21 protein-coding genes are annotated in these 21,701 nt (G+C 68.3%); 11 read left to right on the top strand and 10 right to left on the bottom strand.

Annotated elements, in window-relative coordinates:
• Positions 1-30 precede the first annotated feature (30 nt).
• Together FXF68_RS09675 and FXF68_RS44425 are read right to left on the bottom strand one after the other, a co-directional pair.
• Positions 31-486, bottom strand: a complete 456-nt coding sequence (locus tag FXF68_RS09675; RefSeq protein ID WP_148758588.1) for a GntR family transcriptional regulator — start codon at positions 484-486, stop codon at positions 31-33.
• Positions 487-930: 444 nt separating this feature from the next.
• Positions 931-1,059, bottom strand: coding sequence for a hypothetical protein (locus tag FXF68_RS44425; RefSeq protein WP_281292187.1), 129 nt, complete (start codon positions 1,057-1,059; stop codon positions 931-933).
• Positions 1,060-1,373: 314 nt separating this feature from the next.
• Between FXF68_RS44425 and FXF68_RS09670 the strand changes: the two genes are divergently transcribed.
• A complete protein-coding gene (locus FXF68_RS09670; protein WP_148758587.1) occupies positions 1,374-2,105 on the top strand; it encodes an XRE family transcriptional regulator in 732 nt (243 codons plus the stop codon).
• Between the two features lie 122 nt (positions 2,106-2,227).
• Here the strand turns inward: FXF68_RS09670 and FXF68_RS09665 are convergent, their stop codons facing one another.
• The 3 genes from FXF68_RS09665 to FXF68_RS09655 all read right to left on the bottom strand — a co-directional run bounded on the left by FXF68_RS09665 (position 2,228) and on the right by FXF68_RS09655 (position 5,727).
• Positions 2,228-2,908, bottom strand: a complete 681-nt coding sequence (locus FXF68_RS09665) for a 3'-5' exonuclease family protein (RefSeq protein WP_148758586.1) — start codon at positions 2,906-2,908, stop codon at positions 2,228-2,230.
• On the bottom strand, positions 2,859-3,644 hold the full coding sequence (locus FXF68_RS09660; protein ID WP_148758585.1) for a hypothetical protein: 786 nt from the start codon (positions 3,642-3,644) through the stop codon (positions 2,859-2,861). The genes FXF68_RS09665 and FXF68_RS09660 overlap by 50 nt, the downstream gene beginning before the upstream one ends.
• 874 nt (positions 3,645-4,518) lie before the next feature.
• Positions 4,519-5,727 (bottom strand): Shedu anti-phage system protein SduA domain-containing protein, encoded by a 1,209-nt coding sequence (locus tag FXF68_RS09655; protein WP_148758584.1) that lies wholly within the window; start codon positions 5,725-5,727, stop codon positions 4,519-4,521.
• A 193-nt stretch (positions 5,728-5,920) separates the two neighbouring features.
• Here FXF68_RS09655 and FXF68_RS09650 point away from each other — a divergent pair, with 193 nt between their 5' ends.
• From FXF68_RS09650 to FXF68_RS43760, 3 genes are all read left to right on the top strand, one after another.
• Positions 5,921-7,525, top strand: coding sequence for an alpha/beta hydrolase (locus FXF68_RS09650; RefSeq protein ID WP_342787113.1), 1,605 nt, complete (start codon positions 5,921-5,923; stop codon positions 7,523-7,525).
• A gap of 79 nt (positions 7,526-7,604) precedes the next feature.
• Complete coding sequence (locus tag FXF68_RS09640; protein ID WP_222869876.1) at positions 7,605-8,771, top strand: HNH endonuclease signature motif containing protein; 1,167 nt, start codon at positions 7,605-7,607, stop codon at positions 8,769-8,771.
• Between the two features lie 361 nt (positions 8,772-9,132).
• The gene (locus FXF68_RS43760) at positions 9,133-10,032 is read left to right on the top strand and encodes an N-acetylmuramoyl-L-alanine amidase (protein WP_246178596.1); all 900 of its coding nucleotides are present in this window, start codon (positions 9,133-9,135) and stop codon (positions 10,030-10,032) included.
• Here the strand turns inward: FXF68_RS43760 and FXF68_RS09625 are convergent.
• The gene (locus tag FXF68_RS09625; RefSeq protein WP_148758582.1) at positions 10,029-10,892 is read right to left on the bottom strand and encodes an alpha/beta fold hydrolase; all 864 of its coding nucleotides are present in this window, start codon (positions 10,890-10,892) and stop codon (positions 10,029-10,031) included. The genes FXF68_RS43760 and FXF68_RS09625 overlap by 4 nt on opposite strands.
• A gap of 33 nt (positions 10,893-10,925) precedes the next feature.
• On the opposite strand from FXF68_RS09625, the gene FXF68_RS09620 reads away from it, so the two are divergent.
• The gene (locus tag FXF68_RS09620; RefSeq protein WP_222869875.1) at positions 10,926-12,890 is read left to right on the top strand and encodes an AfsR/SARP family transcriptional regulator; all 1,965 of its coding nucleotides are present in this window, start codon (positions 10,926-10,928) and stop codon (positions 12,888-12,890) included.
• A gap of 95 nt (positions 12,891-12,985) precedes the next feature.
• Positions 12,986-14,644 carry a catalase gene (locus FXF68_RS09615; protein WP_148758581.1) on the top strand — a complete coding sequence of 553 codons (1,659 nt, stop codon included), beginning with the start codon at positions 12,986-12,988 and terminating at the stop codon, positions 14,642-14,644.
• 37 nt (positions 14,645-14,681) lie between these two features.
• Here the strand turns inward: FXF68_RS09615 and FXF68_RS09610 are convergent, their stop codons facing one another.
• The gene (locus tag FXF68_RS09610; RefSeq protein ID WP_148758580.1) at positions 14,682-15,677 is read right to left on the bottom strand and encodes a GlxA family transcriptional regulator; all 996 of its coding nucleotides are present in this window, start codon (positions 15,675-15,677) and stop codon (positions 14,682-14,684) included.
• A gap of 349 nt (positions 15,678-16,026) precedes the next feature.
• Between FXF68_RS09610 and FXF68_RS09605 the strand changes: the two genes are divergently transcribed.
• Both FXF68_RS09605 and FXF68_RS42235 read left to right on the top strand, forming a co-directional pair.
• A complete protein-coding gene (locus tag FXF68_RS09605) occupies positions 16,027-16,287 on the top strand; it encodes a hypothetical protein (RefSeq protein ID WP_148350310.1) in 261 nt (86 codons plus the stop codon).
• 36 nt (positions 16,288-16,323) lie between these two features.
• A complete protein-coding gene (locus tag FXF68_RS42235; RefSeq protein ID WP_187437832.1) occupies positions 16,324-16,467 on the top strand; it encodes a hypothetical protein in 144 nt (47 codons plus the stop codon).
• Between the two features lie 35 nt (positions 16,468-16,502).
• Here FXF68_RS42235 and FXF68_RS09600 read toward each other — a convergent pair whose 3' ends face one another.
• On the bottom strand, positions 16,503-16,727 hold the full coding sequence (locus tag FXF68_RS09600) for a hypothetical protein (RefSeq protein WP_148758579.1): 225 nt from the start codon (positions 16,725-16,727) through the stop codon (positions 16,503-16,505).
• Between the two features lie 18 nt (positions 16,728-16,745).
• Here FXF68_RS09600 and FXF68_RS44420 point away from each other — a divergent pair, with 18 nt between their 5' ends.
• From FXF68_RS44420 to FXF68_RS09590, 3 genes are all read left to right on the top strand, one after another.
• On the top strand, positions 16,746-16,868 hold the full coding sequence (locus FXF68_RS44420) for a hypothetical protein (protein WP_281292185.1): 123 nt from the start codon (positions 16,746-16,748) through the stop codon (positions 16,866-16,868).
• Positions 16,869-16,959: 91 nt separating this feature from the next.
• On the top strand, positions 16,960-18,741 hold the full coding sequence (locus FXF68_RS09595) for a S9 family peptidase (RefSeq protein ID WP_148758578.1): 1,782 nt from the start codon (positions 16,960-16,962) through the stop codon (positions 18,739-18,741).
• A 495-nt stretch (positions 18,742-19,236) separates the two neighbouring features.
• Positions 19,237-19,674 (top strand): hypothetical protein, encoded by a 438-nt coding sequence (locus FXF68_RS09590; RefSeq protein WP_222869874.1) that lies wholly within the window; start codon positions 19,237-19,239, stop codon positions 19,672-19,674.
• Positions 19,675-19,692: 18 nt separating this feature from the next.
• On the opposite strand, the gene FXF68_RS09585 is transcribed toward FXF68_RS09590, so the two are convergent.
• Both FXF68_RS09585 and FXF68_RS09580 read right to left on the bottom strand, forming a co-directional pair.
• The gene (locus FXF68_RS09585; RefSeq protein ID WP_148758577.1) at positions 19,693-20,361 is read right to left on the bottom strand and encodes a TetR/AcrR family transcriptional regulator; all 669 of its coding nucleotides are present in this window, start codon (positions 20,359-20,361) and stop codon (positions 19,693-19,695) included.
• A gap of 95 nt (positions 20,362-20,456) precedes the next feature.
• A complete protein-coding gene (locus FXF68_RS09580) occupies positions 20,457-21,521 on the bottom strand; it encodes an aspartate-semialdehyde dehydrogenase (protein ID WP_148758576.1) in 1,065 nt (354 codons plus the stop codon).
• Positions 21,522-21,701 lie beyond the last annotated feature (180 nt).

Here is a 21,701-nt window from a genome sequence, read left to right as displayed (position 1 = left end):
CGCGCATGGACGTCCACGGGCGTGGAGGGATCATCTAGGGACGTCTTGGCGGACGAAACGCCCCTTGCCGTGGACGCAGGTGACCAGACCCGCGGTTTCAAGGGCGACTAGGGCCGTGCGAGCCGTGAAACGGGATACGCCGTATCGCCGGGCGATCTGCATCTCGCCAGGGAGCGCATCGCCGGGCAGAAAGTGACCGCTCTCGATCTGTTGCCGTAGCTGCGCGGCGATGTGCTCCGAACGGGTGCGAGGTGGGGCGGCTTCGTCACGGACGAAGTGGCCTACGCCCGTGCGGACGTTGATGAGCCCCTCGTCCTGTAGGGCGGACAGGGCCCGCCGCACGGTGTTGCGGGCCACGCCGAACTCCACGCAGAGGACGACCTCGCCCGGCAGGCGGGCGCCAGGGGCGTAGGTGCCGTCGGTGATGCGTTGGCGTAGCGCGGTCGTGATGCGGGCGTAGGCGCCCCATGCCGTGCGGCGGGCCATGTCAGATCTACTCGTCCCTCAGTGCGTCGAATGCCGATGAGATCCACGGCTTAAGCAAGATGCTGAGCTTTTCCGCGGCGAGGTCGACGTGCTTGCAGGGTGTGAGCCAGAGGCCGGTGCTGGATTGGTACCACCAGGCTCCGTCTCCCCATGCCACGGAGATGCTCTCGCCGATGGCGGGTGCGGCTTTTGAGTACACACGCAAGAGCGTGCGGGGGGTTTCCGTGCGGAGTTGGGTCGTCCAGCCGTCCCGGCGGACGGCGTGGGCGAGGCGAGTGAGATGCCAGCGTGCGCGCCATGGGCCGCTGTAGGTGGGCAGAGAGGGCGCGGTCGGTGCGTTCGAGGGAACGAGTACCGACCGCGCCACCTCCACCCCACCCCACGGGGCCGCGCTCCCACTCACGGCCCCTCCTGGCGAAGGCTGCGAGGAATGATTTCGCGCCATCACCAGGTCCCGGCGCGCGCCACCTCGGCACGCTCGGCCTCGTGGACGAGCGCCTCGCGCAGCGCGGCGGGGCTCGTCTGGATCACCGTGGGGTCCACACCGGCGGACGGGTCGCGCAAGCTGGCCACCCAGTCACCGAGACTCCCGTCCCATCGTGTGGCGCGCCAAATCCGGTGACCGGTGAAGTCCCGGCGCAGGGCGGCGAGTGCTTCCTTTGCCGCGTGTGATTCGGTCTCGGCTGGGGTGGCCCTCTGGGGCCGGTCGCTGGGCATGGTGGCTCTCCCTGACTTGCGTGTCCCTTGGGGGGCGAAGTGCTGTCTTCGCGGTGCGTCAGAGCCTTCCGTGCGCGTCGGGACCTCTCCATCGGCATCTAGGGACGTCTAGGGACGTCTTCTGTTAGCGTCGTTTGCGTGCCGTTCTCACTTGCGTCGGTGGAGGTCCGGTGAACGACCTGTTGCGGCGAGCACTTGCCGATGCGCGCTTGACCGAAGCGGACGTTGCGGACCGCCTGGACGTGGACCCCAGGACCGTCCACCGATGGGTCGCCGGACGAGTGCCCTACCCGCGCCACCGAACGAGGGTCGCGTCACTCGTCGGGAGGGACGAGGCGGACTTGTGGCCCCAACTCGCCCTAGCGAACGTCCGAGTTGAATCACCAGCGATTCACGTCCTGGCGACCTACCCGCACAGATGGGCCGTCCCGCGTCCGGTCTGGCAACACCTCTTTCAATCTGCGCGGGACGAGATCGGCATCCTGGCCTACGCGGGCCTCTTCCTCGCTGAGGACATGGGCATCATGCGCGCACTAGCCGACAGAGCGCATCGGGACGTCCGTGTGCGGGTCGTCCTCGGCGACCCGAATGGGACGTGCGTCGCTGAGCGCGGAAGGGACGAGGGCGTGGGCGAGTCGATGGCTGCGAAGATCCGAAACGCTCTCGTCCACTACAAGGCCCTACGGGACGTGGACGGCGTTGAGATCCGGTTGCATGACACCGTCCTCTACAACTCGATCTACCGCGCCGATGACGACCTATTGATCAATCCCCATGCCTACGGCATAGCCGCATCGCATGCGCCGATCCTGCATGTGCGAAGGACTGAGGAGGGTGACATGGCGAGCATGTACCTGGAGAGCTTTGAGCGGGTATGGTCGGGCGCGTCGCCGGTGAAGTAGAGCTACATGCGAAAGCCCCAGTCACGCACTGGATAGGGCGTAACTGGGGCCTTCGAGGTTCCCACTGAGGCTGACTGTTCCACAGCCGTCGCCATGTTTTGGGGTTTGCGGCTAGCCAGAACTCAATAGCTAAATGGGTCTGGGCATCCCCGGACCTTGAGTTGAGCATGCACGGGAAGGAAAGCACAACACTTCTCATATATCTCGTACACTCCGTCCGCTTTGAGCATTTCAACCAACAGATCATGCAGGTCCAGGAGCTTTAGTACATCCCGAGCAGCATATTGCACTTGAGCGTCAGACAGCGCGTCGGCCATCCAATCACTGAAACGCATGTGCTTTTCGAGTTTTACTCCAAAGTGTTGCGACATCAGATATTTGAGCGAATACTCTTCCGAAGGCGCAGTAGGGCGCAAGATCTTTGCAGCGATCTTAGTGCAAGCTACATTGTTCGGAGAAACACTCCAAGCCGCGGACATAAAGGACAGGTCAAAAGGTGCGTGATGGAATACTTTTCGCACGTCTTCGTCTGAAAGTAGCCGCGCCAAGAGCTGGGGTGAGCCCTCGGAAACTCTGGCCACGATGTAAGTGCCTATTCCACGGGCGTGGAGCTGACATGTCCCGATGCTTGCCGCGAGTGGGTCAAGGCCGTCGGTCTCGATGTCCCACGCAACCTCGCGGCTGGCGGATAGACGAGCATAGACTTCGGGCGTTAGGTCCCCCGAAAGGAGTTGTACATCCTCAACTGCTTGCTCACGGATATACTTTCGTCGCATTTCCGGCCAATACTCCTTCCAGGTCATCGCGAAAGAAATCAAACATCTCTTTATCCTTACGAAAGACGAATACCGGAACAGAGCCACTTCTACTTTCTTTGTGATGATAGAGCGTCACGACAAAAAGCTCATCTATACGGTATGCCGAGAAGGCTCTATAAACAGGAGTGGTGTAAATTTCAACTCGCCCTGACCTTGCGCTGCCATCGAACCTTTTATAGTCCTCGATTGCCTCCTCCAGTTTGGATCGCACTTCGTCCTGTCCCCGATTAAAACGAGTCGCAAGCGCATCTACGCATGCGTCATTCTGAGGATCTGGGATGCACACTCTAATCTTGGCGCCACTTCGGGTCGCGAGAGCCGACAACTTGGCCTGATGTGTGTTCCTCCAGGTGGTCGCCCAAGCGGCGAAAACATCCAGTTCTTTGGCAGACGTCAGCCGTTCATCCCAGTCGATTGCTTTGTTGTAGTCAAGACCAACTGACTCCAGTCCAGCACTAACAACAGAGTCATTTAGTTTCACGACATTGAGGACCTCGCGTAGCAAAGACTGCCGTCCGAAGAGATCCCACAGCGTGGCGACCGCGACAGAGGCAATCAGCAATCCGCCCATTTGGTTGAGCAGACTTGCAATACTTTCATGAGACTTCCCCCACTTAGTCCCCGAAACATAGAAGAGGCAAACTCCCGCCAATACCGTTATTGCGGCGAAAAGCCAATATTGGAGGTTTGTCACCAACCGGTCTCGGTCCCGTGCTGCCATGCGCTGGTCCTCCCTGCTGCTCACGACACTAGCCGTGACCGCTGACAAAGTTGGCTGCCGTCGTTCCGGCAGGCACGACTGTAGCGAGATGGCCCACTTCGGCCGACGATGCCTGGTAAAGGTTCAGCTTCACCTGTCTGGCTGGGCATGGGCCCCGGGCACCTGCCCGGCTAAGCCGCGGGCACGGCAGACGAACGGGCCCCGTCGAGAGGTCCGGCTGCGGCTTGGTGGCGATTGAGGGGCGTTGGCCACGTACTCACATGCCAGGCACCATCGACGAGGGCCGCGTTGGCGATCACGGCACTGTTCACCGTGAGGACCATGTGCGTGTCGTTGATCTTGCTTGCCATATGGCCTCTTCTCCTACGCCGGGAGGGAGCCACGGGAGCCAGAACGGGAGCCAATGCCGTCGAACGGCACGGGACCCATCCGGACTCACCGCGACTCCATCCGAGCGTTGATGCAGGTGAGAGGCACCCCGTTCGGCTCCAAGTTGACCTCGACGGAGATCGATTCGCCTGGGTTGCTTCGGGACGAAGAGGTCGTGGGTTCAAATCCCGCCACCCCGACGCTGGTCAGAGGCCCGGTCCCCTCCATGAGGGGGCGGGCCACTCCCATTTGTGGGAGATGTGTGGGAGATCCTCTCCGGAGGCGGGACGGCACAGGCGTCCGACTATCGCGATTCCTCTAACACAAGGCACTGCCCAAAGTTCATCGATCGAGTTCGGTCGTGGACGCTGCCGGGTGAGATGGTCAACAAATCTGTTTGAGGCCTCCGGCAGCGCGGCGGCTCCGAGACCAGGTGTGCTGGACGCAGTCGGGGGAACTTCTGTCTGCTTGGGTTGGGCATACTCAGCAGTGCGGTATCGCGGCGTCAGATGGACGTGGTGTCGAGGGCCCGTTCAGCATTATCTATGAGTTCCTTGTAGGTCAGGACTTCCACTCTGCTGAGGTGGCTGTTCAGCGTTCGGAGGGTTTCGTTGATCTCCTGCTCGGGAACGGTCGGCTGGGCCGCTGGGTGACCGATCAGAACGACGGCGCTGGCTCGGCGTGTCTCGATGCCGAACTTGGAGCGGATCATCTCTCTGTTTTCGTCGAGGCCGACGAGGTAGTTCAGGGCCTGTTCGACGGCGTCGTGGACCTGCGATGTGGGCACCCATGAGTTGCGGTAGCGCTTTACTAAATTGTGCCTGATACTCATCGCACGTTTCAGCTCCACTATGTGGAGGGAGCCGTCTCCACGGATCAGTGCTATGTCGAGTTCGTCACCGGGGACCAGGCGCCGCTGGACGGCTTGCCCGACGTAGCGTCCACCGAAGATCCAGTATTGATCATGAAGGGCGCGTTGCAGGTCGAATTCGGACGCGTTCGGGTCCTCGACGTTTATGCGTAATCCTTCGAGGGCGGCGCAACGTCGCTGCATCTCCAGAGCGCGAAACAGCATTGCCCCGTCGTTGTCAGAGGCGAGCAGGTGCAACGCCTCCGGTGACATCGCGATGCGCTGGGCGGCTTCCAGTGGGTTCTCGACATCGATGCGTTCACGAAGCACTCGTTCCAGCCAGAGCGACAGCTCCGCGCGGCCCCGGACGAGACGGTACCTGCCGGGACGGTCATCGGGGGCGTCAAGGAGACGTGCGTCCCTGCTCAGTTCCTTGAAGTGCTCGACCAGTTCGGCGGTTGTGCACTCGGGATGCTCAGCGGCGTATTCCTGGATCGCCTCGGCTGTGTAGAGATGGGCGATGGATAGCGAGGCCGCGACGAAGTCGCGCTTCGACTTGCTTCGTTTGCCGTCCTGGAAGAGGCGGTAGCGTTCGTCGAAGTCGGGCTGCAGGATGCGGTCCTCGGCATAGTCGAGGGAGTCCTGGAGGAGGCGCACCACGTTCCATTCTTCTGCATGCGCGGCTGCCGCTCGGGCAGTCTCTAGAAGAGTGACCAGGCGCTTTCCGCCTCGCCTATGGCGGTCCTTGCTGCTCCGCAGATGAACGAGGACTCCATCGATAGCGGTCTGGGTGGTCTCGGCCTTGGCTTCATCATGGGTGGCCTCCAGCTGGAGTTCCAGGGAGAGGTCCGCGCGTCCTGTCATGGATCGACTATGGGCTCTACCTCGGACAGTCGTCGAGGATGCGGGAGCACTGGCATGACAGGGAGGGCGCAGAGGACGGCCCCTGCATCGTCCGAGGCCAAAGGCGTCAGGCTGGAGACGATCGCGCACGTCTTTATGCTGCGCTCCCGACCGCGCGTTGAAGTGGGGGAATGTCGTCCTGTGCCCGGCTTACGTGATCGGTTGGTCGTGTTTGTTGGTGGCCCATGAAGGTCAGGTGTGTGGACAAAGTCGATCATTCGGGATATCGAGGGGGCGGTCGGTGTTTGGTGGGTCGGTGCTTTCTGAGGGGCGAGGGGTTGCTTTGCGGGGTAGTCGGGTGGTCGTGGGGTTGGCGCTCTGCGTGGCGTTAGTCGGTGGAGTGCCGGGGACGGCGCGGGCGGCGGGTGGGGCGGTTGAGTGGACGCCCTGTCCGGAGGATCCGGCGGTTCAGTGCGGGCGGGTGGCCGTGCCGGTCGACTGGTCTCGGCCCGCGGGTGAGCGGATCAGTGTGGCGCTGGCGCGTCGGCCCGCGTTGGATCCGGCGCGGCGGGTGGGTTCGCTCCTGATAAACCCTGGGGGGCCAGGTGGTTCAGGGGTGGACTTCACGATGTTCGCGGATCAGGTGTTCGGCCCTGAGATCGTCCGGCGCTTCGACATTGTCGGGTTCGATCCGCGTGGGGTCGGGCGCAGCCATCCGGTGTTGTGTCCGGACAGCGAGACGCCGTCTGTTTTCCCCTCCAGTGCGGAGGAGCTCGAGAGGCTCGTCGCTGGTAATGCGCGGCGGGCACAGGCGTGTCGGCGGCTGACCGGGCCGTTGTTCGACCATGTTGACACCAGCAGCGTCGTCAAGGATCTGGATGCGATTCGTGCTGCGCTGGGTGAGCGGCGAATCTCCTATTACGGGGTGTCGTATGGGACTCTGATCGGGCAGCAGTATGCCGAACAGTTTCCAGGTCGTGTGCGTGCGTTGGTACTGGATAGCAATATGGATCATAGTCTGACCACTGCGCGTCGCTATCTGCTCACTGAGTCCAGCGCGCTCGAAGAGAGCTTCGGTCAGTTCGCCGCCTGGTGCAGGACGAGCGACAAATGCGCCTTGCGGGAGCAAGGCGCTGTCAAGGTCGTGGACGAGCTGATGGCCAAGGCCGACAAGGGCGAGCTCGACGATCCGGAGAATCCGGGGACGAAGATTCCGCCGGAGGAGCTGTCTCGCCGGCTCCTCGGAAGCATGTACGACCCGGGTTTCTGGCCGGGCCTGGGAACCGAGCTCGCCGGGCTTCAGGAGGGGGCGCGCACTAGGCAGGCGTTCAGGGAGGACGTGGTCGAAGACCCGTATCAGGCGATCCTGTGCGCCGACTTCGAGTTTCCGGTCCGCGATTTTCGTCAGGTGCGTGCCCTGGCCGCGGCGGCTCGGAGGGTGGCGCCGCACACCCGGGTCAATCCGCTCGGCTGGACCGACATTCTCGGTTGTAAGGGGTACCTGCCCGGGGCGCGCAATCCGCAACGTTCATATCGGATCAAGGGCACGCCGCCGATTCTCGTGACCAATGGGCGCTATGACGTCGCCACCCCCTATCCGTGGGGGGTCAATGCCGCTCGGCAGATTCCGGACGCTGTTCTGCTCACCTATGACGGTGTCGGGCATGGCGACTACTTCCTCAGTGCTTGCGTGGCGGAGGCCGTCGATCGGTACCTCCTGACGGTGCGCACGCCGCCGCGCGGGACGCACTGTCCTCAAGGGCCGCTGCCCGTCCGTCTTTCTCAACGGCCCGGTTTCACGCTTGCTGGCCCGCGATGACCGCGCCTATCCGCGCATTGCCATTTTCAGAGCGTGAGGGCGCCCAGGTAGCCGATCATTTCGGGCATATCATGCTTGGGTGGATCTGTCGGTTGTTACGCGGAAGGCCGTGCTTGAGGCCGTCGCGGAGTGTGATCGGGTTGGGCGCGGTCGGTTTCTGGAGGAATACGGGTTTGATCCCGCGCGCCGGTACTTCCTCTTCTACGAGGGCGTTTACTACGACTCCAAGGCGATCGTCGGGGTGGCGCATCGGTATGCGGCGGGTCGGCCGCTGGCCGCGGATGAGTTCTCTGGTGGTCGGCAGACGGTCGGTCGGCTTCTCGAGCGGCTGGGATTCGAAGTGGTCGTCGCCGAACCGGCTTCGCCTCGGCGGCGGATGGTGGAGCTGCTTGGGGCGTTGCGGACCGCCGGTACCGCTGACAGGCCCGTCCGGCACCAACCGATAACGCTTCTCTGGGCGATGGGGAGGGCCGCGAACCGGCGGCCGCGCCTGGTCGCGTGGCGGGACGCGCGATTCGAGCTGAGCGATCTCATGCGTGAGTATGGGCAGCCCGGTTCACGGCTGACCCCTGAATTTCCGGTTCTGGCGTTGGCCCGTACGGAACTGTGGGAATTGCAGGGGCATGTGGGGGACGTTCCGGCGGCGCATGGTAATCCGGTTCCCTGGCTTGATGAGCAGAATCCCAATTGCGGGCTTGCGGTCTGGGCTTATGAGCTTCTCGCGTCCAGTGAAGGTGCGCGGGCGGAGGCTGTTGCGTCGCTTGGTGCGCGGTTCTTTGGTGGGAGCGTTCCCGAAGGGTTGCTGGCGAGGGTTGGGCTGCGAGCCAGCGGGAGCGCTGCAGCGTCTCGGAGTTCTGCGCCGCTGGAGCTTTATTGGAGTCTTTGTTCGACGGTTGAGGCCGCTGAGGCTCGGGGCGACCATGAGCGGATGACGCGCAGTACGCGGGAGCAGCCTGTGCGGTCTGCGGCTGCGGTTCGGGCCGTGCTGGTTCGCAGTGGAGGACGTTGTGAGAATCCGTTGTGTGCCGGGCAGCCCGATGATGTCAACCAGAACGGCGAACCCATTCTTGAGGTTGACCACGTGCAGGATCGGGGGCAATGGGGGCGCGATCATCCGATTCAAATGATCGCGCTCTGTCCCAACTGCCATGCCGTCAAGACGAGAGGGCGGACGCGGGAGCGGCTTCGTGCGCTCCTCCTCTTGGAGGCGCGGGCTCGGCACAGTGCTTGGGCGCGGCAAGCCTGACGTTCACCAGAACGTGGGGGCGCGGTGGGGTTAGTTGGAAGGCTTGCGGCTACAGGGGGAAGGTGGCGGGGGAAAAGGGGAGCGGAATGGTTCATCGGGGGCGGCGGCGGGGGGACTCGCCGGTCAACTGGGAGTTGTTGTTGGGGCTGGTGGCGGCTGGGTTCATCGTTTACGTGTGGGTTTGGGCGGCTACTCAGGGTGGGCCTCCCTGGTAGTCGGCGCGGGTGTGTAAGGCCGGGATTGGTGGGAAGCATGGGTCGCGGCCTGCGGTTGGGGCCTGAATTCGGGGGGTGGGGACGGGCGCCGGTCGAGTGGGCCTACGCTTTTCGGGCGTAACCGCGAGCTAGGTGGAGGATCGACCGTGGACATCATCAGCCGGGCGGAGTGGGGAGCGCGTGCTCCCCGGGCCCGCAGCACGGTGACCTGGGCGGAACGCTCCGAGTTCGTCGTGCATTACTCCGAGGGGCCTACGACGCAGTCCGTCCGGTCCATTCAGGACTTTCACATGGACGACCGGAACTGGGCCGACATCGGCTACAACTTCCTCGTCGACGTCGACGGCCGGGTCTATGAGGGGCGCGGCTGGCTGGTCGTCGGGGCGCACGCGCCCGGGCACAACACGTCCGGGATCGGCGTGTGCATGATCGGGCGGGACGGGGACGCGACGCCGGCCGCGAAGCGGTCCATCCGGGCCGTGTACGACGAGGCCGTGCGGCGGGCCGGGCGGTCGCTCCGCAAGCTCGGGCACCGCGACGTGTATTCGACGAACTGCCCCGGCGACCAGTTGTACGCCTGGGTGCGGGACGGTATGCCCGCCGACGACATCGAGGAGGACGACATGCCGGACTATGTGTCCGTCGGAATGGACCAGTCGCAGGAGCTGCCCGCCGGGCAATGGGTCACCGTCAACTGGGGCAAGGAGTACGGCGACACCGCGCACCACCATTGGGACAAGGGCGGCCCGTCCCTTGTCATCGGCCCCGCCCGCTACGCGCTGACCGCCAATGTCCGGGTGGAGGGGCTCCAGCCGGGAACGGAATTGCAGGCGCGGGCGATCGAGCACGCGGAGGCGGGCGGGGACGTGTCGGCGGGGCCGGTCGCCGAGTACGTGGCGAGTGAAGGCGGTACGTTCGTCCATTACAGCCTTCCCGCCGACATGGTGGGCAACGGCTACCGGGTGCGTTTCCAGGTCGTCCATTTCGGTGTCGGGGCGGGCCGTATCGCGTCCGGCAGCGCGAAGTGCCTGGTCTGGCCGACCTAGCGGGCCAGGAGGTCGCGCAGGGCCTTGGTGATCTCGGCCGGCGCCTCCTCTGCCATGAAATGGCCGCAGGTGACGGTGGAATGGCGCAGGTCGGGTGCCCATGCGCGCCATACCGCCGCCGCGTCGTAGCCGAGGGCGGCGCCCCAGTCCTGCTGGAGGACGGCGACCGGCATCCTCAGGGTATTGCCCGCTGAACGGTCGGCCTCGTCGTGTTCGACGTCGATTCCGGCGGACGCGCGGTAGTCGGCGACGATCGACGGGATCGCGGCTCGGCAGGCGTCCAGGTAGGCGGCGCGGACGTCCTCGGGAATGGCGGACGGGTCGTTCGTCCACAGGTCGAGGAAATGGCCGAAGAAGGCGTCCGGGGCTCCGGCGATGAGTTGTTCGGGGAGTCCCGGCGGCTGGGCCATCAGGTACAGGTGGAAGCCGACGGCCGCGCTGACGCCGTGCATGACGTCCCACATGTCCAGGGTCGGGAGGACGTCCAGGCAGGCCAGGTGCGTGATCGTGGACGGGTGGTCGAGCCCGGCGCGGAAGGCGACGAGGGCGCCGCGGTCGTGTCCGGCCAGGGCGAAGCGGTCGTGGCCGAGGGCGCGGGCCAGTGCGACGATGTCCTCGGCCATGGTGCGCTTGGCGTAGCCGCTAAGGGGCTTGTCGCTCGCGCCGTACCCGCGGAGGTCGGGGCAGATGACGGTGTGGTCGGCAGCCAGGTCCGTGGCAACGTGGCGCCACATCAGGTGGGTCTGCGGGAAGCCGTGCAGCAGGACGATGGGGCTTCCGCTACCGCCGACCGCCACGTTCAGGGACACATCGTCCGCGACGCGGACGCGCTTGTAGTCGAATCCAGTGATGTTCTCCATGTCCCCAGGCTGCACACCGTGAATGAGCATCGGATGAGTAGCGTTGCCTGGGTGGACGTCCTGTTCGGGGTGCTGGGGCCCGTCGCGGCGTGGGACGGCGACGGCCGCACGGTCGCGTTGAAGGGCCCGCGGCACCGGGCGGTGCTGGCGCGGCTGATCGTGGCGCGCGGACGGGTCGTCCCGGTGTCGCGGCTGGTCGACGATCTGTGGGTCGCGCCGCCGCCGGACGCCGTGGGCGCGGTGCGGACGTTCGTCGCGGCGCTGCGCCGGGCGCTGGAGCCGGACCGGCCGCCGCGCACGCCGTCCCGGACGCTGGTCACCGAGGGCCCGGGGTATGCGCTGCGGGCCGGGGAGGACGAGGTCGACGCCTGGCGTTTCGAGCGCGCGGCGGCGACGGACCGTCCGCCCGGGGAGGCGCTCGGGATCCTGGACGAGGCGCTCGGCTGGTGGCGCGGCCCCGCCTACGCCGACTTCGCCGACGAGGGCTGGGCGCGGGCCGAGCGCGCGCGGCTGACGGAGCTGCGGCTGCACGCGGTCGAGCGGCGGGCGGAGGCGATGCTGGCGCTCGGGCGCGCCGCCGAGGCGGTCCCCGACCTGGACGCGCACGCCGCCGAGCATCCCTGGCGCGAGGACACCTGGCGGCTGCTGGCCCTCGCGCTTTACCGGACGGGACGCCAGGCAGACGCGCTCACCGTCCTTCGAAGGGCACGGGGGCTGCTGGTAGAGCAGCTGGGCATCGACCCAGGGCCGGGGTTGCGAAAACTGGAGGAAGACGTCCTTCGCCAGGCGGACCATCTCCAGGGGCAGGACGCGGCGGCGCGGGTCTGGGCGGACACTGCGGCTGTCTATGACCGGACGGTCGGGTCAGGGGCTTCTGGCGCGCGCGCCAGGCTGGAGTCAACGGTCGGGATCTTGCGGGATCTCGCGGTGACGGGCGGCGGCGGGCTCGAAGCGGCGCGCGAGCGGCGCCTGGCGGCGGTCGCGGCGGCGGAGGAGCTCGGGGACGCGGAGCTGACCGCAAGGGTGATCGGCGCGTACGACGTCCCGGCGGTCTGGACGCGGTTGGACGATCCGCGCCGGGCCGCCGAGCTGGTCGCGGCGGCCGAACGCACCCTCGCGGCCCTCCCGTCCGGCGGGACGGACGCGACGCGCGCCCGCCTGCTGGCCACGGTGGCGCTGGAGTCGCGCGGCTCCGGTTCGCGGCGCGCGCGGGAGGCGGCGCGCGAGGCGGAGCAGATCGCCCGCCGCCTGGACGATCCCGTCCTGCTGGCCTTCGCGCTGAACGGCGTGTGGATGCAGACGTTCGAGCGCGCGGGGCTCGCGCCGCGGCGGGACGAGATCGGCGCCGAGCTGGTCGCGCTGTCGGAACGGCACGAGCTGGCGAACTACCAGGTTCTCGGGCATCTCATCCGGATGCAGGCGCGGAGCGCGCGCGGCGACTTCGAGGCGGCGGACGGGCACGCGGCGTCGGTGGAACGGCTGGCCGAGCGGCATGAACGTCCGCTGGTGGGGGTGTTCACGGCCTGGTACCGGGCGTTGCGGCTGGCCGCGTCGGGGGACGACGCGGAGGCCGCCTACCGGGCGGCCGTCGATCGGCTGGACGGGTCCGGGATGCCCGGGTTCCAGGACGGTCTGCCGTCGCTCGCCCTGCTTTGCCGACACGTGCGCGAGGGGCGTCCCGCGCCGACCGGCCCGGCCGACTGGGGGCCGTACGAGCCATGGGCGCGGCCTCTGGTCCTGCTGGCGCGGGGCGATCGCGACGCGGCCGCCGAGGCGCTGCGCGCAACACCCGAACCCCCCGCCGACCTGCTGCTCGAAGCGCTCTGGGCGCTCACCGCCGCCGCCGCGGTCGAGCTGGGCGACCGCCCGGCGATGCGACGCGCGCGCGACCGGCTCCGCCCGGCCGCCGGGGAACTGGCGGGCGCGGGCAGCGGCCTGGTCACCCTGGGCCCGGTCTCCCGGTTCCTGGACGAGATCGACGCCGCCCTCACCCGGTAAGCCCTGCGCGGGGTGACAGCCGTTTACCTGACGACGATGTTTGCTTGCCCTTTCACGGGTAGGGCCGCATCGAAGCGGTGAGAGGAGAGTCCGTCGTGACGGACGTTTCGAGCAGGGGTGCGGAGCCGGGGGACGAACGTCCGGTGCTGACGAACCGGCAGGGCCACCCCGTGTACGACAACCAGAACCAGCGCACGGTCGGTGCGCGCGGCCCGGCGACGCTGGAGAACTACCAGTTCCTGGAGAAGATCAGCCATTTCGACCGGGAGCGGATTCCGGAGCGGGTCGTCCACGCGCGGGGCGCGACGGCCTACGGGTTCTTCGAGGCGTACGGGAAATGGGGCGACGAGCCGATCGCCACGTACACGCGGGCGAAACTGTTCCAGGAGCGGGGCGCGCGGACGCCGGTCGCGCTGCGGTTCTCCACGGTCATCGGCGGGCGCGACTCGGCCGAGACGGCCCGCGACCCGCGCGGGTTCGCCATCAAGTTCTACACCGAGGACGGCAACTGGGACCTCGTCGGGAACAACCTCGCGGTCTTCTTCATCCGCGACGCCATCAAGTTCCCGGACGTCATCCACGCCCTCAAGCCCGACCCGGTGACGTTCCGCCAGGAACCGGCGCGCATCTTCGACTTCATGTCGCAGACGCCCGAGTCGATGCACATGCTCGTCAACCTTTTCAGCCCGCGCGGAATCCCGGCCGACTACCGGCACATGCAGGGCTTCGGCGTGAACACCTACAAATGGGTGAACGAGACGGGCGAGACGAAGCTCGTCAAATACCACTGGATGCCGAAGCAGGGCGTGCGGAGCATGACGGAGGAGGACGCGGCGGCCGTCCAGGCCCGTGACCTCGGGCACGCCACGCGGGACCTGCACGATGCCATCGACCGCGGCGACTTCCCGGAATGGGAGTTGCTCGTCCAGATGATGGACGACAACGACCATCCCGAGCTGGACTTCGACCCGCTCGACGACACCAAGGTCTGGCCGGAGAACGAGTTCCCGGCGTTGCCGGTGGGGCGGATCGTCCTCGACCGGAACGTCGAGAACAACTTCGCCGAGAACGAGCAGATCTCGTTCGGCACGGGCGTCCTCGTCGACGGGCTCGACTTCTCCGACGACAAGATGCTCGTCGGGCGGACGTTCTCCTACAGCGACACGCAGCGCCACCGCGTCGGGCCGAACTATCTGCAACTGCCCGTCAACCAGGCGAAGGGGACGCAGGTCCGGACCAATCAGCGGGACGGGCAAATGGCGTTCTTCGTCGACGACGGCGGCGAGAACCCGCATGTGAACTACGAGCCGTCCATTACGGGCGGGCTGCGGGAAGGGCAGTATCCGACGCACGACGAGCAGGGGCCGGAGATCCACGGACGGCTGACGCGCAAGCGCATTCCGCGGGTCGCCGACTACCTGCAGGCCGGGCAGCGGTATCTGCTGATGGAGGACTGGGAGCGCGACGACCTCGTCCGCAACTTCGTCGCGCTGATCTCGCAATGCGCGCGTCCCGTCCAGGAACGGATGGTCTGGCATTTCCTCCTGGTGGAGGACGACCTCGGACTGCGCGTCGGAGAAGGGCTCGGAATCGGCCCGGACGACGTCGCGCACCTCAAACCGCTCCCCGGCCAGGACCTCACGGACGAGGACCGGCGGCGGCTCGACAACCTCGGCAAGAACGGCTCCCGGGACGTCACCGGGCTGAAGATGACGCATTGCGTCCCGAACGAGAGGGCCGTGCACACCTTCTAGCCGGCCCCCTTCCGAGCGGCCGCTCAGTGCTCGCTGATCAGCGGGTGAACGCGGAAGGCCGTCCGGCCCCCGGGGCGGATTCGGTGGTGCGGAACGTCTGGCGGTAGGTGGACGGCGGGACGCCGATCGTCGCGACGAGGTGCTGCCGCAGCGACGCCGCCGTCCCGAACCCGGCCTCGGCGGCGATGCGGTCCACCGCGAGGTCGGTCGTCTCCAGCAGGCGGCGGGCGCGCTCGACGCGCTGCTGCGTCAGCCACTGTCCGGGCGTCATGCCGACCTCGTCCCGGAACCGGCGGGAGAACGTCCGGACGCTCATCCGCGCGTGCTTCGCCAGTTCGCTCAGTGCGAGCGGCCGGTGCAACTGCTCCAGCGCCCACGCCCGGGTCGCCGACGTCGTCGCGACCTCCGGCCCGGGGACGGGGCGCTCGATGAACTGCGCCTGCCCGCCCTCCCGCCACGGCGGCACGATGCAGCGCCGCGCCACGCCGTTCGCGACCTCGCTGCCGTGGTCGCGCCGGACGATGTGCATACACAGATCGATCCCTGCGGCGACGCCGGCCGCGGTGAGGACGTCGCCGTCGTCCACGAACAGGACGTCCGGGTCGACCTTGACCTTGGGGAACTCGCGCTGGAAGCGGGCGGCGTCGCGCCAGTGCGTGGTGGCGGGACGCCCGTCGAGCAGGCCCGCGGCGGCCAGCACATAGGACGCCGTGCAGATCGACACGATGCGCGTGCCGGGACGCAGCGCGCCGAGCGCCCCGGCGAGCGGTTCGGGGAGCCGGGCCGGGCCGTCGAGATCGTAGGCGCAGGGCGGGATGACCAGCGTGTCCGCCGTCCGGACGAGCTCCGGCCCGTGCCGGACCGCGACGTCGAAGTCGGCGTTCGTCCTGACCGGTCCGCCGTCGACGCTGCAGGTCAGGACCTCGTAGAGCGGCTCGCCGTCCGCCGACACGGCGGACCCGAACAGGCGGACCGGGATGCTCAGCTCGAACGGGTACACGCCGTCCAGCGCCAGTACGACCACACGATGCATGGCCAAATTCTCACACACGCCGCGATCTGGCCACGAAGGTGGCACGGGACGAGGGACGTCCAACATCGGGTCTCCGGACGAATGAGCTACAGAACGCTGTCCGGATCGGGGGGCCGGCGGGATCATGGCGAACAGGGCCGTCTTAGGCGGCTTACCAGGTCTGGCCTGCCGGAACATCCGGACGCACGCCCCCGCGACCCTGGCCCCGCCCGCAGGGACTAAGGGTCTCCCGGGGGGATTACTCCACCCCGGATGGGGGTTTTCCCCTATGGCGATGATTCTGCCGGAGCGGCAGAGTCATATTCGGCAGCAGGGGGACGAGGCCCCCTCCGCAGGAAGAAGGCAGACGATGTCGAACACGCCGACCCTCACCTCGCTCACAACCTCCGACCTGGCCGAGATCCTGTTCTGCTGCGAGCTGCAGGAGTCCGACCACCCGTCCACCGAGCAGGTCCGCGCGGCGATCGACGACCGCCTCGGCGCCTACTCCACGTGCGTCGCCACCGTCGCCCAGGAGGCCGGCGACCACCCCGAGACGTACCTGGCGCGGATGCGCTGGGCGCTCAGCACCGTGTCGCGGGCGTACCGCGCGCCGGTCACCGCGGCCTGATCACGATCACCGAACGATCCCGAAGATAGGAACCCGATGCCTTCAGCTTTCGCCGACCGTCCTCAGGACATCGTCCCCCGCACCCTCCGCGACCTGCTCGCCGTCGAGGCGTCCCAGGCCGAGAACGGAAAGCGGCGGCGCCGACAACGCAGGATCAAGACCGCCCGGCGCGTCACCTAGGGCCCGGGCACGGTGCCGCCGCGCCCGCTGAGGGTTCAGCGGTGCGACTTGGACTTCGTCTTCTTGTGCTTCGGCTTCTTGCCGTGCCCGCCGCCGTCCGACTCCCACTCGTAGCCGGGCGTGTTGTTCTTGCAGTACCGGTCGCTGACCTTCGTGTCGGTGGCGTCGTGCTCGCACCACCGCTTGTCGCCGCACGCGGTCAGCCCGAGCGCGGCGACCAGGACGGTGACCGCGAGGGCGGCGGACGGGGTCTTGCGCATTCTCTTCTCTCCTCTGCCGTGGGACGTCCCGGCCGGGACGTCGCCGACCCGGATCTGACGGCGGCCGGCATGATCGCGTTCCCGGCGCCCGCCGGACGGGACGTGTCCGGCTCCGGCCGCGAACTCTGCCGGCGCGCGTGAACGACGCCCCGGCCGCACCCGACGATCACACGGCCGGACGCGGGTACCGCATCGCCCGGGGTGTGATCAGCGAGCGGCGATACTGGTGGGCATGGTCGATGACGAGCGCTGGAAGGCGCGTTTCCGAGCCGCCCGGATCACCCTGCCGCGATGGGCGCGGGACGTCCCGAGCCGCAGCGTCTACCGGTCGAACGCCACGGGGACCTGGGAGATCTACTCCTGGGACCGTGACACCGGCGCGCGGCGGCAGGTGACGGACCGTCCGAACGGCACGTGGGCGGGCACGATCGACCCGTCCGGCGAATGGGTGTGGTGGTTCGCGGACACCGACGGCGACGAGTTCGGCGTATGGAAACGCGCTCCTTTCCACTCCCCGGACGAGAGCGTCCCGCCGGAGAGCGTCCCGGCCGTCCCCGAGTTGGAACCGTCGTATCCGTCTGGGCTGAGCCTGGGACGCTCTGGCCTCGCCGTCATCGGACGGACGACCGACGCAGGAAACACCATCCATATGTGCCGTCCGGCGGCATCGCCCGAGGTGCTCTACCACCACGCGGAGGACGCGCACGTCGCGGGCCTCTCCCGGGACGAATCCCTGATCGCCATCGGGCACAGCGAACACGGCGACAGCCGCCACATGGCGCTGCGCGTCCTCCGCCCGGACGGTTCCACGGTCGCCGACCTTTGGGACGGCCCAGGCAAAGGCGTCTACGGCGCGGGTTTCGCTCCGGTCGACGGGGACGCACGGCTCCTCGTCAACCACGAACGCCGCGGCCGGGACGAGATCCTCATCTGGGACCCGGTCGCCGGGACCGAACACGAGATCGTCCTCGACCTGCCCGGCGACTTCGGCGCGTCCTGGTACCCGGACGGGACGGCGCTGCTCATCTCCCACAACCACGAGGCGCGCGACGAGCTGTACCGCTACGACCTGTCCGACGGGACCCTGACCAGGGTGGACACGCCGCGCGGCGTGATCGGCGGGGCCGATGTCCGGCCGGACGGGACGGTCGAGTTCTCCTGGTCGTCCGCCGCCGAACCGCCCGTCATACGCAGCACTTCCGGCGCGGTGGTGCTGACGCCGCCGGGTCCGGGCGCGCCGCCGTCCGTCCCGGTCGAGGACGTCTGGGTGGACGGCCTGGCCGGACGCATCCACGCCCTGGTCAGCAAACCTGACGGCGAGGCCCCCTTCCCCACCGTTTTCGACATTCACGGTGGGCCGACCGCTCAGGACGACGATTCGTTCGTCCCGTCCGCCGCCGCCTGGGTCGACCACGGGTTCGCGGTCGTCCGCGTCAACTACCGGGGGTCGACCGGGTACGGGTCGGAATGGCGCGACGCCATCGAGGGACGGGTCGGGCTCACCGAACTGGAGGACATCAAGGCCGTCCGCGACTGGGCCGTGTCCAGCGGGCTGGCCGATCCGGCGCGGCTCGTCCTGACCGGCGGCTCGTGGGGCGGTTTCCTCACCCTGCTCGGCATCGGCACCCAGCCGGACGACTGGAGCGTCGCGGTCGCCGCCGTCCCCGTCGCCGACTACGTCGCCGCCTACGAGGACGAGATGGAGGGCCTCCAGGCGTTCGACCGGTCCCTGTTCGGCGGCTCGCCGTCCGAGGTCCCGGACCGGTACCGCGAGTCGTCCCCGATCACCTACGTGGAGGCGGTCAGGGCGCCGGTGCTGGTCCTCGCCGGGGAGAACGACCCGCGCTGCCCCATCCGGCAGATCGACAACTACCTCGCGCGGCTCGCCGAGCTGGGACACCCGCACGAGATGTACCGGTATGACGCCGGGCACGGCTCCCTGGTCGTCGAGGAGCGCATCACCCAGATGGCCGCCGAGATCGGCTTCGCCCGGAAACATCTAGGCATGTCGTGAACGTCCCGGGGGACGGGCCGCCCGGCCCGTCCCCCGGGGTTTACAAGATCAACGACCCGGGCATCCCTCCGAGCGGCCGCACCGCACGGCCGGTCGCCGGCGGACCGGCCCCGCCCCCCGGACATCACCGATCGGGGGGATCACATGAACCGGCCGCACCGCACGCGCGCCCATGCCCGCGTCCGCCGCGCGCCCCGCCTCAGACGGCACCGAGCGCCCAACCCGTCCGGAGACGGCGCACCTCATCCGTGTCACCGCCTGACCGCGCTGGTCACAGCCCTGTCCGTCCCGGTCGCGATGCTGGCCGCCACAACCCCACCGGCCACCGCGTCCCCACCACCCGCCACCTCGGCAGCTTCAGCCGGACCGTCCAGGCCCGGCGAGGCCCCAGCGCTCACGGCGCTGGCTCCCGGTAGGCGGGTCGCGTCGCCTCCAAGCAGGCTGGACGCCGACGGGGCCAACGCCCGGAAGGGGCGGGTTTCGGGTGCTCGGCGGGTGCGGGGGATTTCGCCGCGGGACGTCGTCCGGCGGCTGCCGGATTCGGCGCGGCTCGGGCAGGGGCTCGCCGAGAGCCTGCTGCGCGCGAACGGCATCGACTGGCAGTCGACCGGCGGGTGCTCCGATCCAGCGGTCCGGAGCTGCACGTCGTTCGAGAACGTCCGGCTCGGGACGGTCAGGGGCGTGATCGGCTTCGCGGCGTCCAGCGGTTGCGAGGTCACCGTGACGGGCGGGACGGAGCACGGCCACGCGGGCGGCCGGTTCAGCCACTCGAACGGCTACAAGCTCGACATCGCTCCCAGCGCGTGCGTCGACCGGGCGGTCAGGGAGTACGCGCCGCAAGGCGTCAGAAGCGACGGCGCGCGCCTCTACCGCTCACCGGACGGCGCGCTCTTCGCCCGCGAGAAAGACCACTGGGACATCACGTTCCGCTGAGGCGCGCCCAGACCGCCCTTACGCGCGGACCTCGCGGATGATGCCGACCAGCTCCCGCGTCACCGACTTGAAGCCCGGCATCCGCGACATGGCGACCATGCGGTTGACCAGCGGGACCGTCCGCTCCACGAGCAGGTACGTCTTGCGGCAGCCGGGCGAGCTGTCGTGCACCCAGTACAGGACGATGCCCATGGAGTAGATCCACAGCAGCTCCGGCAGCTCCGCCCGGAACTCCTTGTCGATCTTCAGGTCGGAGCCCTCGACGACCTCGCGGTAGATCGCGACGGCCGACTCGCGGGCCGGGCCCGACTCGGCGCTGAACGGGTTGAGCGGGCTGGTCGGCTCGGCGGCGAACTTGAAGAACTTCCCCGCGAACTCGTGGTAGGGGACCATCGTGTCGACGCGGGCCTTCAGGACGCCGAGCAGCCGCGGGGCGAACCGGGTCTCCGCGTCCAGGACGGCCCGGCAGGCGGCGACGTGCTCGTCCTGCAGCTCGTCGTAGTACGCCTGGATCAGTTCTTCCTTGGACCCAAAGTAGTAGTAGGCGTTGCCGACCGAGACGCCCGCCTCCTTGGCGATCGCGCGCATCGTCGTCGCCTCGTACCCGCGCTCCCTGAACAGCCGCAGCGCCGTTTCGACGATCACGGCCCGCGTCTGCTCGGACTTCACGGCCTTCGTCTCGGTCACGCATGCCACCATACGGCCCCGCCACGACGTCCTGCCCGTCCGGAACACGGCCGTCACCGTGACGCGCGGTAGCCGGGCGCGGTCAGTCGGCGCGGTCAGTCGGTGCGGCCGGAGGCGATCAGCTCGGCGATCTGCGCGGTGTTCAGCGCGGCTCCCTTGCGCAGGTTGTCGCAGCAGAGGAACAGGTCGAGCGCGTGCGGGTCGTCGAGGGAGCGGCGGACCCGTCCGGCCCAGGTCGGGTCGGTCCCGACGACGTCGGACGGCGTGGGGAACTCGTGCGTCTCCGGGTTGTCGCACAGCACGACGCCCGGCGAGCACGCGAGGATCGCCTGCGCCTCCCGCTGGTCGGTCCGCTCCTCGAACACGGCGTGGACGGCCACCGAATGCGCCGTCACCACGGGCACGCGCACGCAGGTCGCCGACACCTTCAGCCCCGGCAGCCCGAGGACCTTGCGGGTCTCGGCGCGGACGGCGACCTCGTCGGACGTCCAGCCGCCGTCCTCGCGCGTGCCCGTCCAGGGGACGACGTTCAGCGCGAGCGGCGCCGGGAACGGGCCGAGCTCGCCGACCACCCCGCGGATGTCGCCCGCGCGGTTGCCGAGCGCGCGGTCGCCGCCGACCTTCTCCAGTTGCGCGTACAGGGTGTCGACGCCGTCGCGTCCGGCCGACGACGCCGCCTGGTAGGACGCGACGACCAGCTCCCGCAGCCCGTACCTGCGGTGCAGCGCGCCCAGCGCGACGATCATCGACAGGGTGGTGCAGCCGGGGCCCGCGACGATGCCGCGCGGCCGGTCCCGGACCCGCTCGGGGTTCACCTCGGGGACGACGAGCGGGACGTCCCCGCACATCCGGAACGCGCCGGACCCGTCCACCGCCACCGCGCCGCGCTCCGCCGCGACCGGCGCCCATTCGGCGGCGACCGGCGCGGGCACGGCGAACGTCGCGATGTCGACGCCGTCGAAGACCTCGGGTGCGAGCGCCACGGCCTCGGCCCGCTCGCCGCGCACGCGGAGCGTCCGCCCGGCGGACCGTTCCGAACCGACGAGCCTTATCTCCCCGTACACATCGCGGCGGACGGACAGCAGGCCGAGCATCACGGCGCCGACCGCCCCGGTCGCGCCGACGACAGCGAGGGTCGGCAGCCCGGAAGACGAGTCCATCGTCGCACTCACATCCTCTGAACTACCGCCGTCCGCGACCGGTTCCCGCAGGGGATGCTGCCACCGTCCCGCCCCGCCGACTGCGTCACGTGACGCGCGAATCCCGCGCTTCGGAACCCGGCGCGGGCAGGGCGGCGCCCAGGCGGGCCGGTCGGCGGCCGGCCCGGGCGGCGGAGGACG

The sequence above is a fragment of the Actinomadura decatromicini genome, assembly GCF_008121305.1.
Taxonomy (GTDB): Bacteria; Actinomycetota; Actinomycetes; order Streptosporangiales; family Streptosporangiaceae; genus Spirillospora; species Spirillospora syzygii.
Note: the sequence above shows the minus strand (reverse complement) of the source record. Positions and strands in the feature narration are given on the sequence as shown.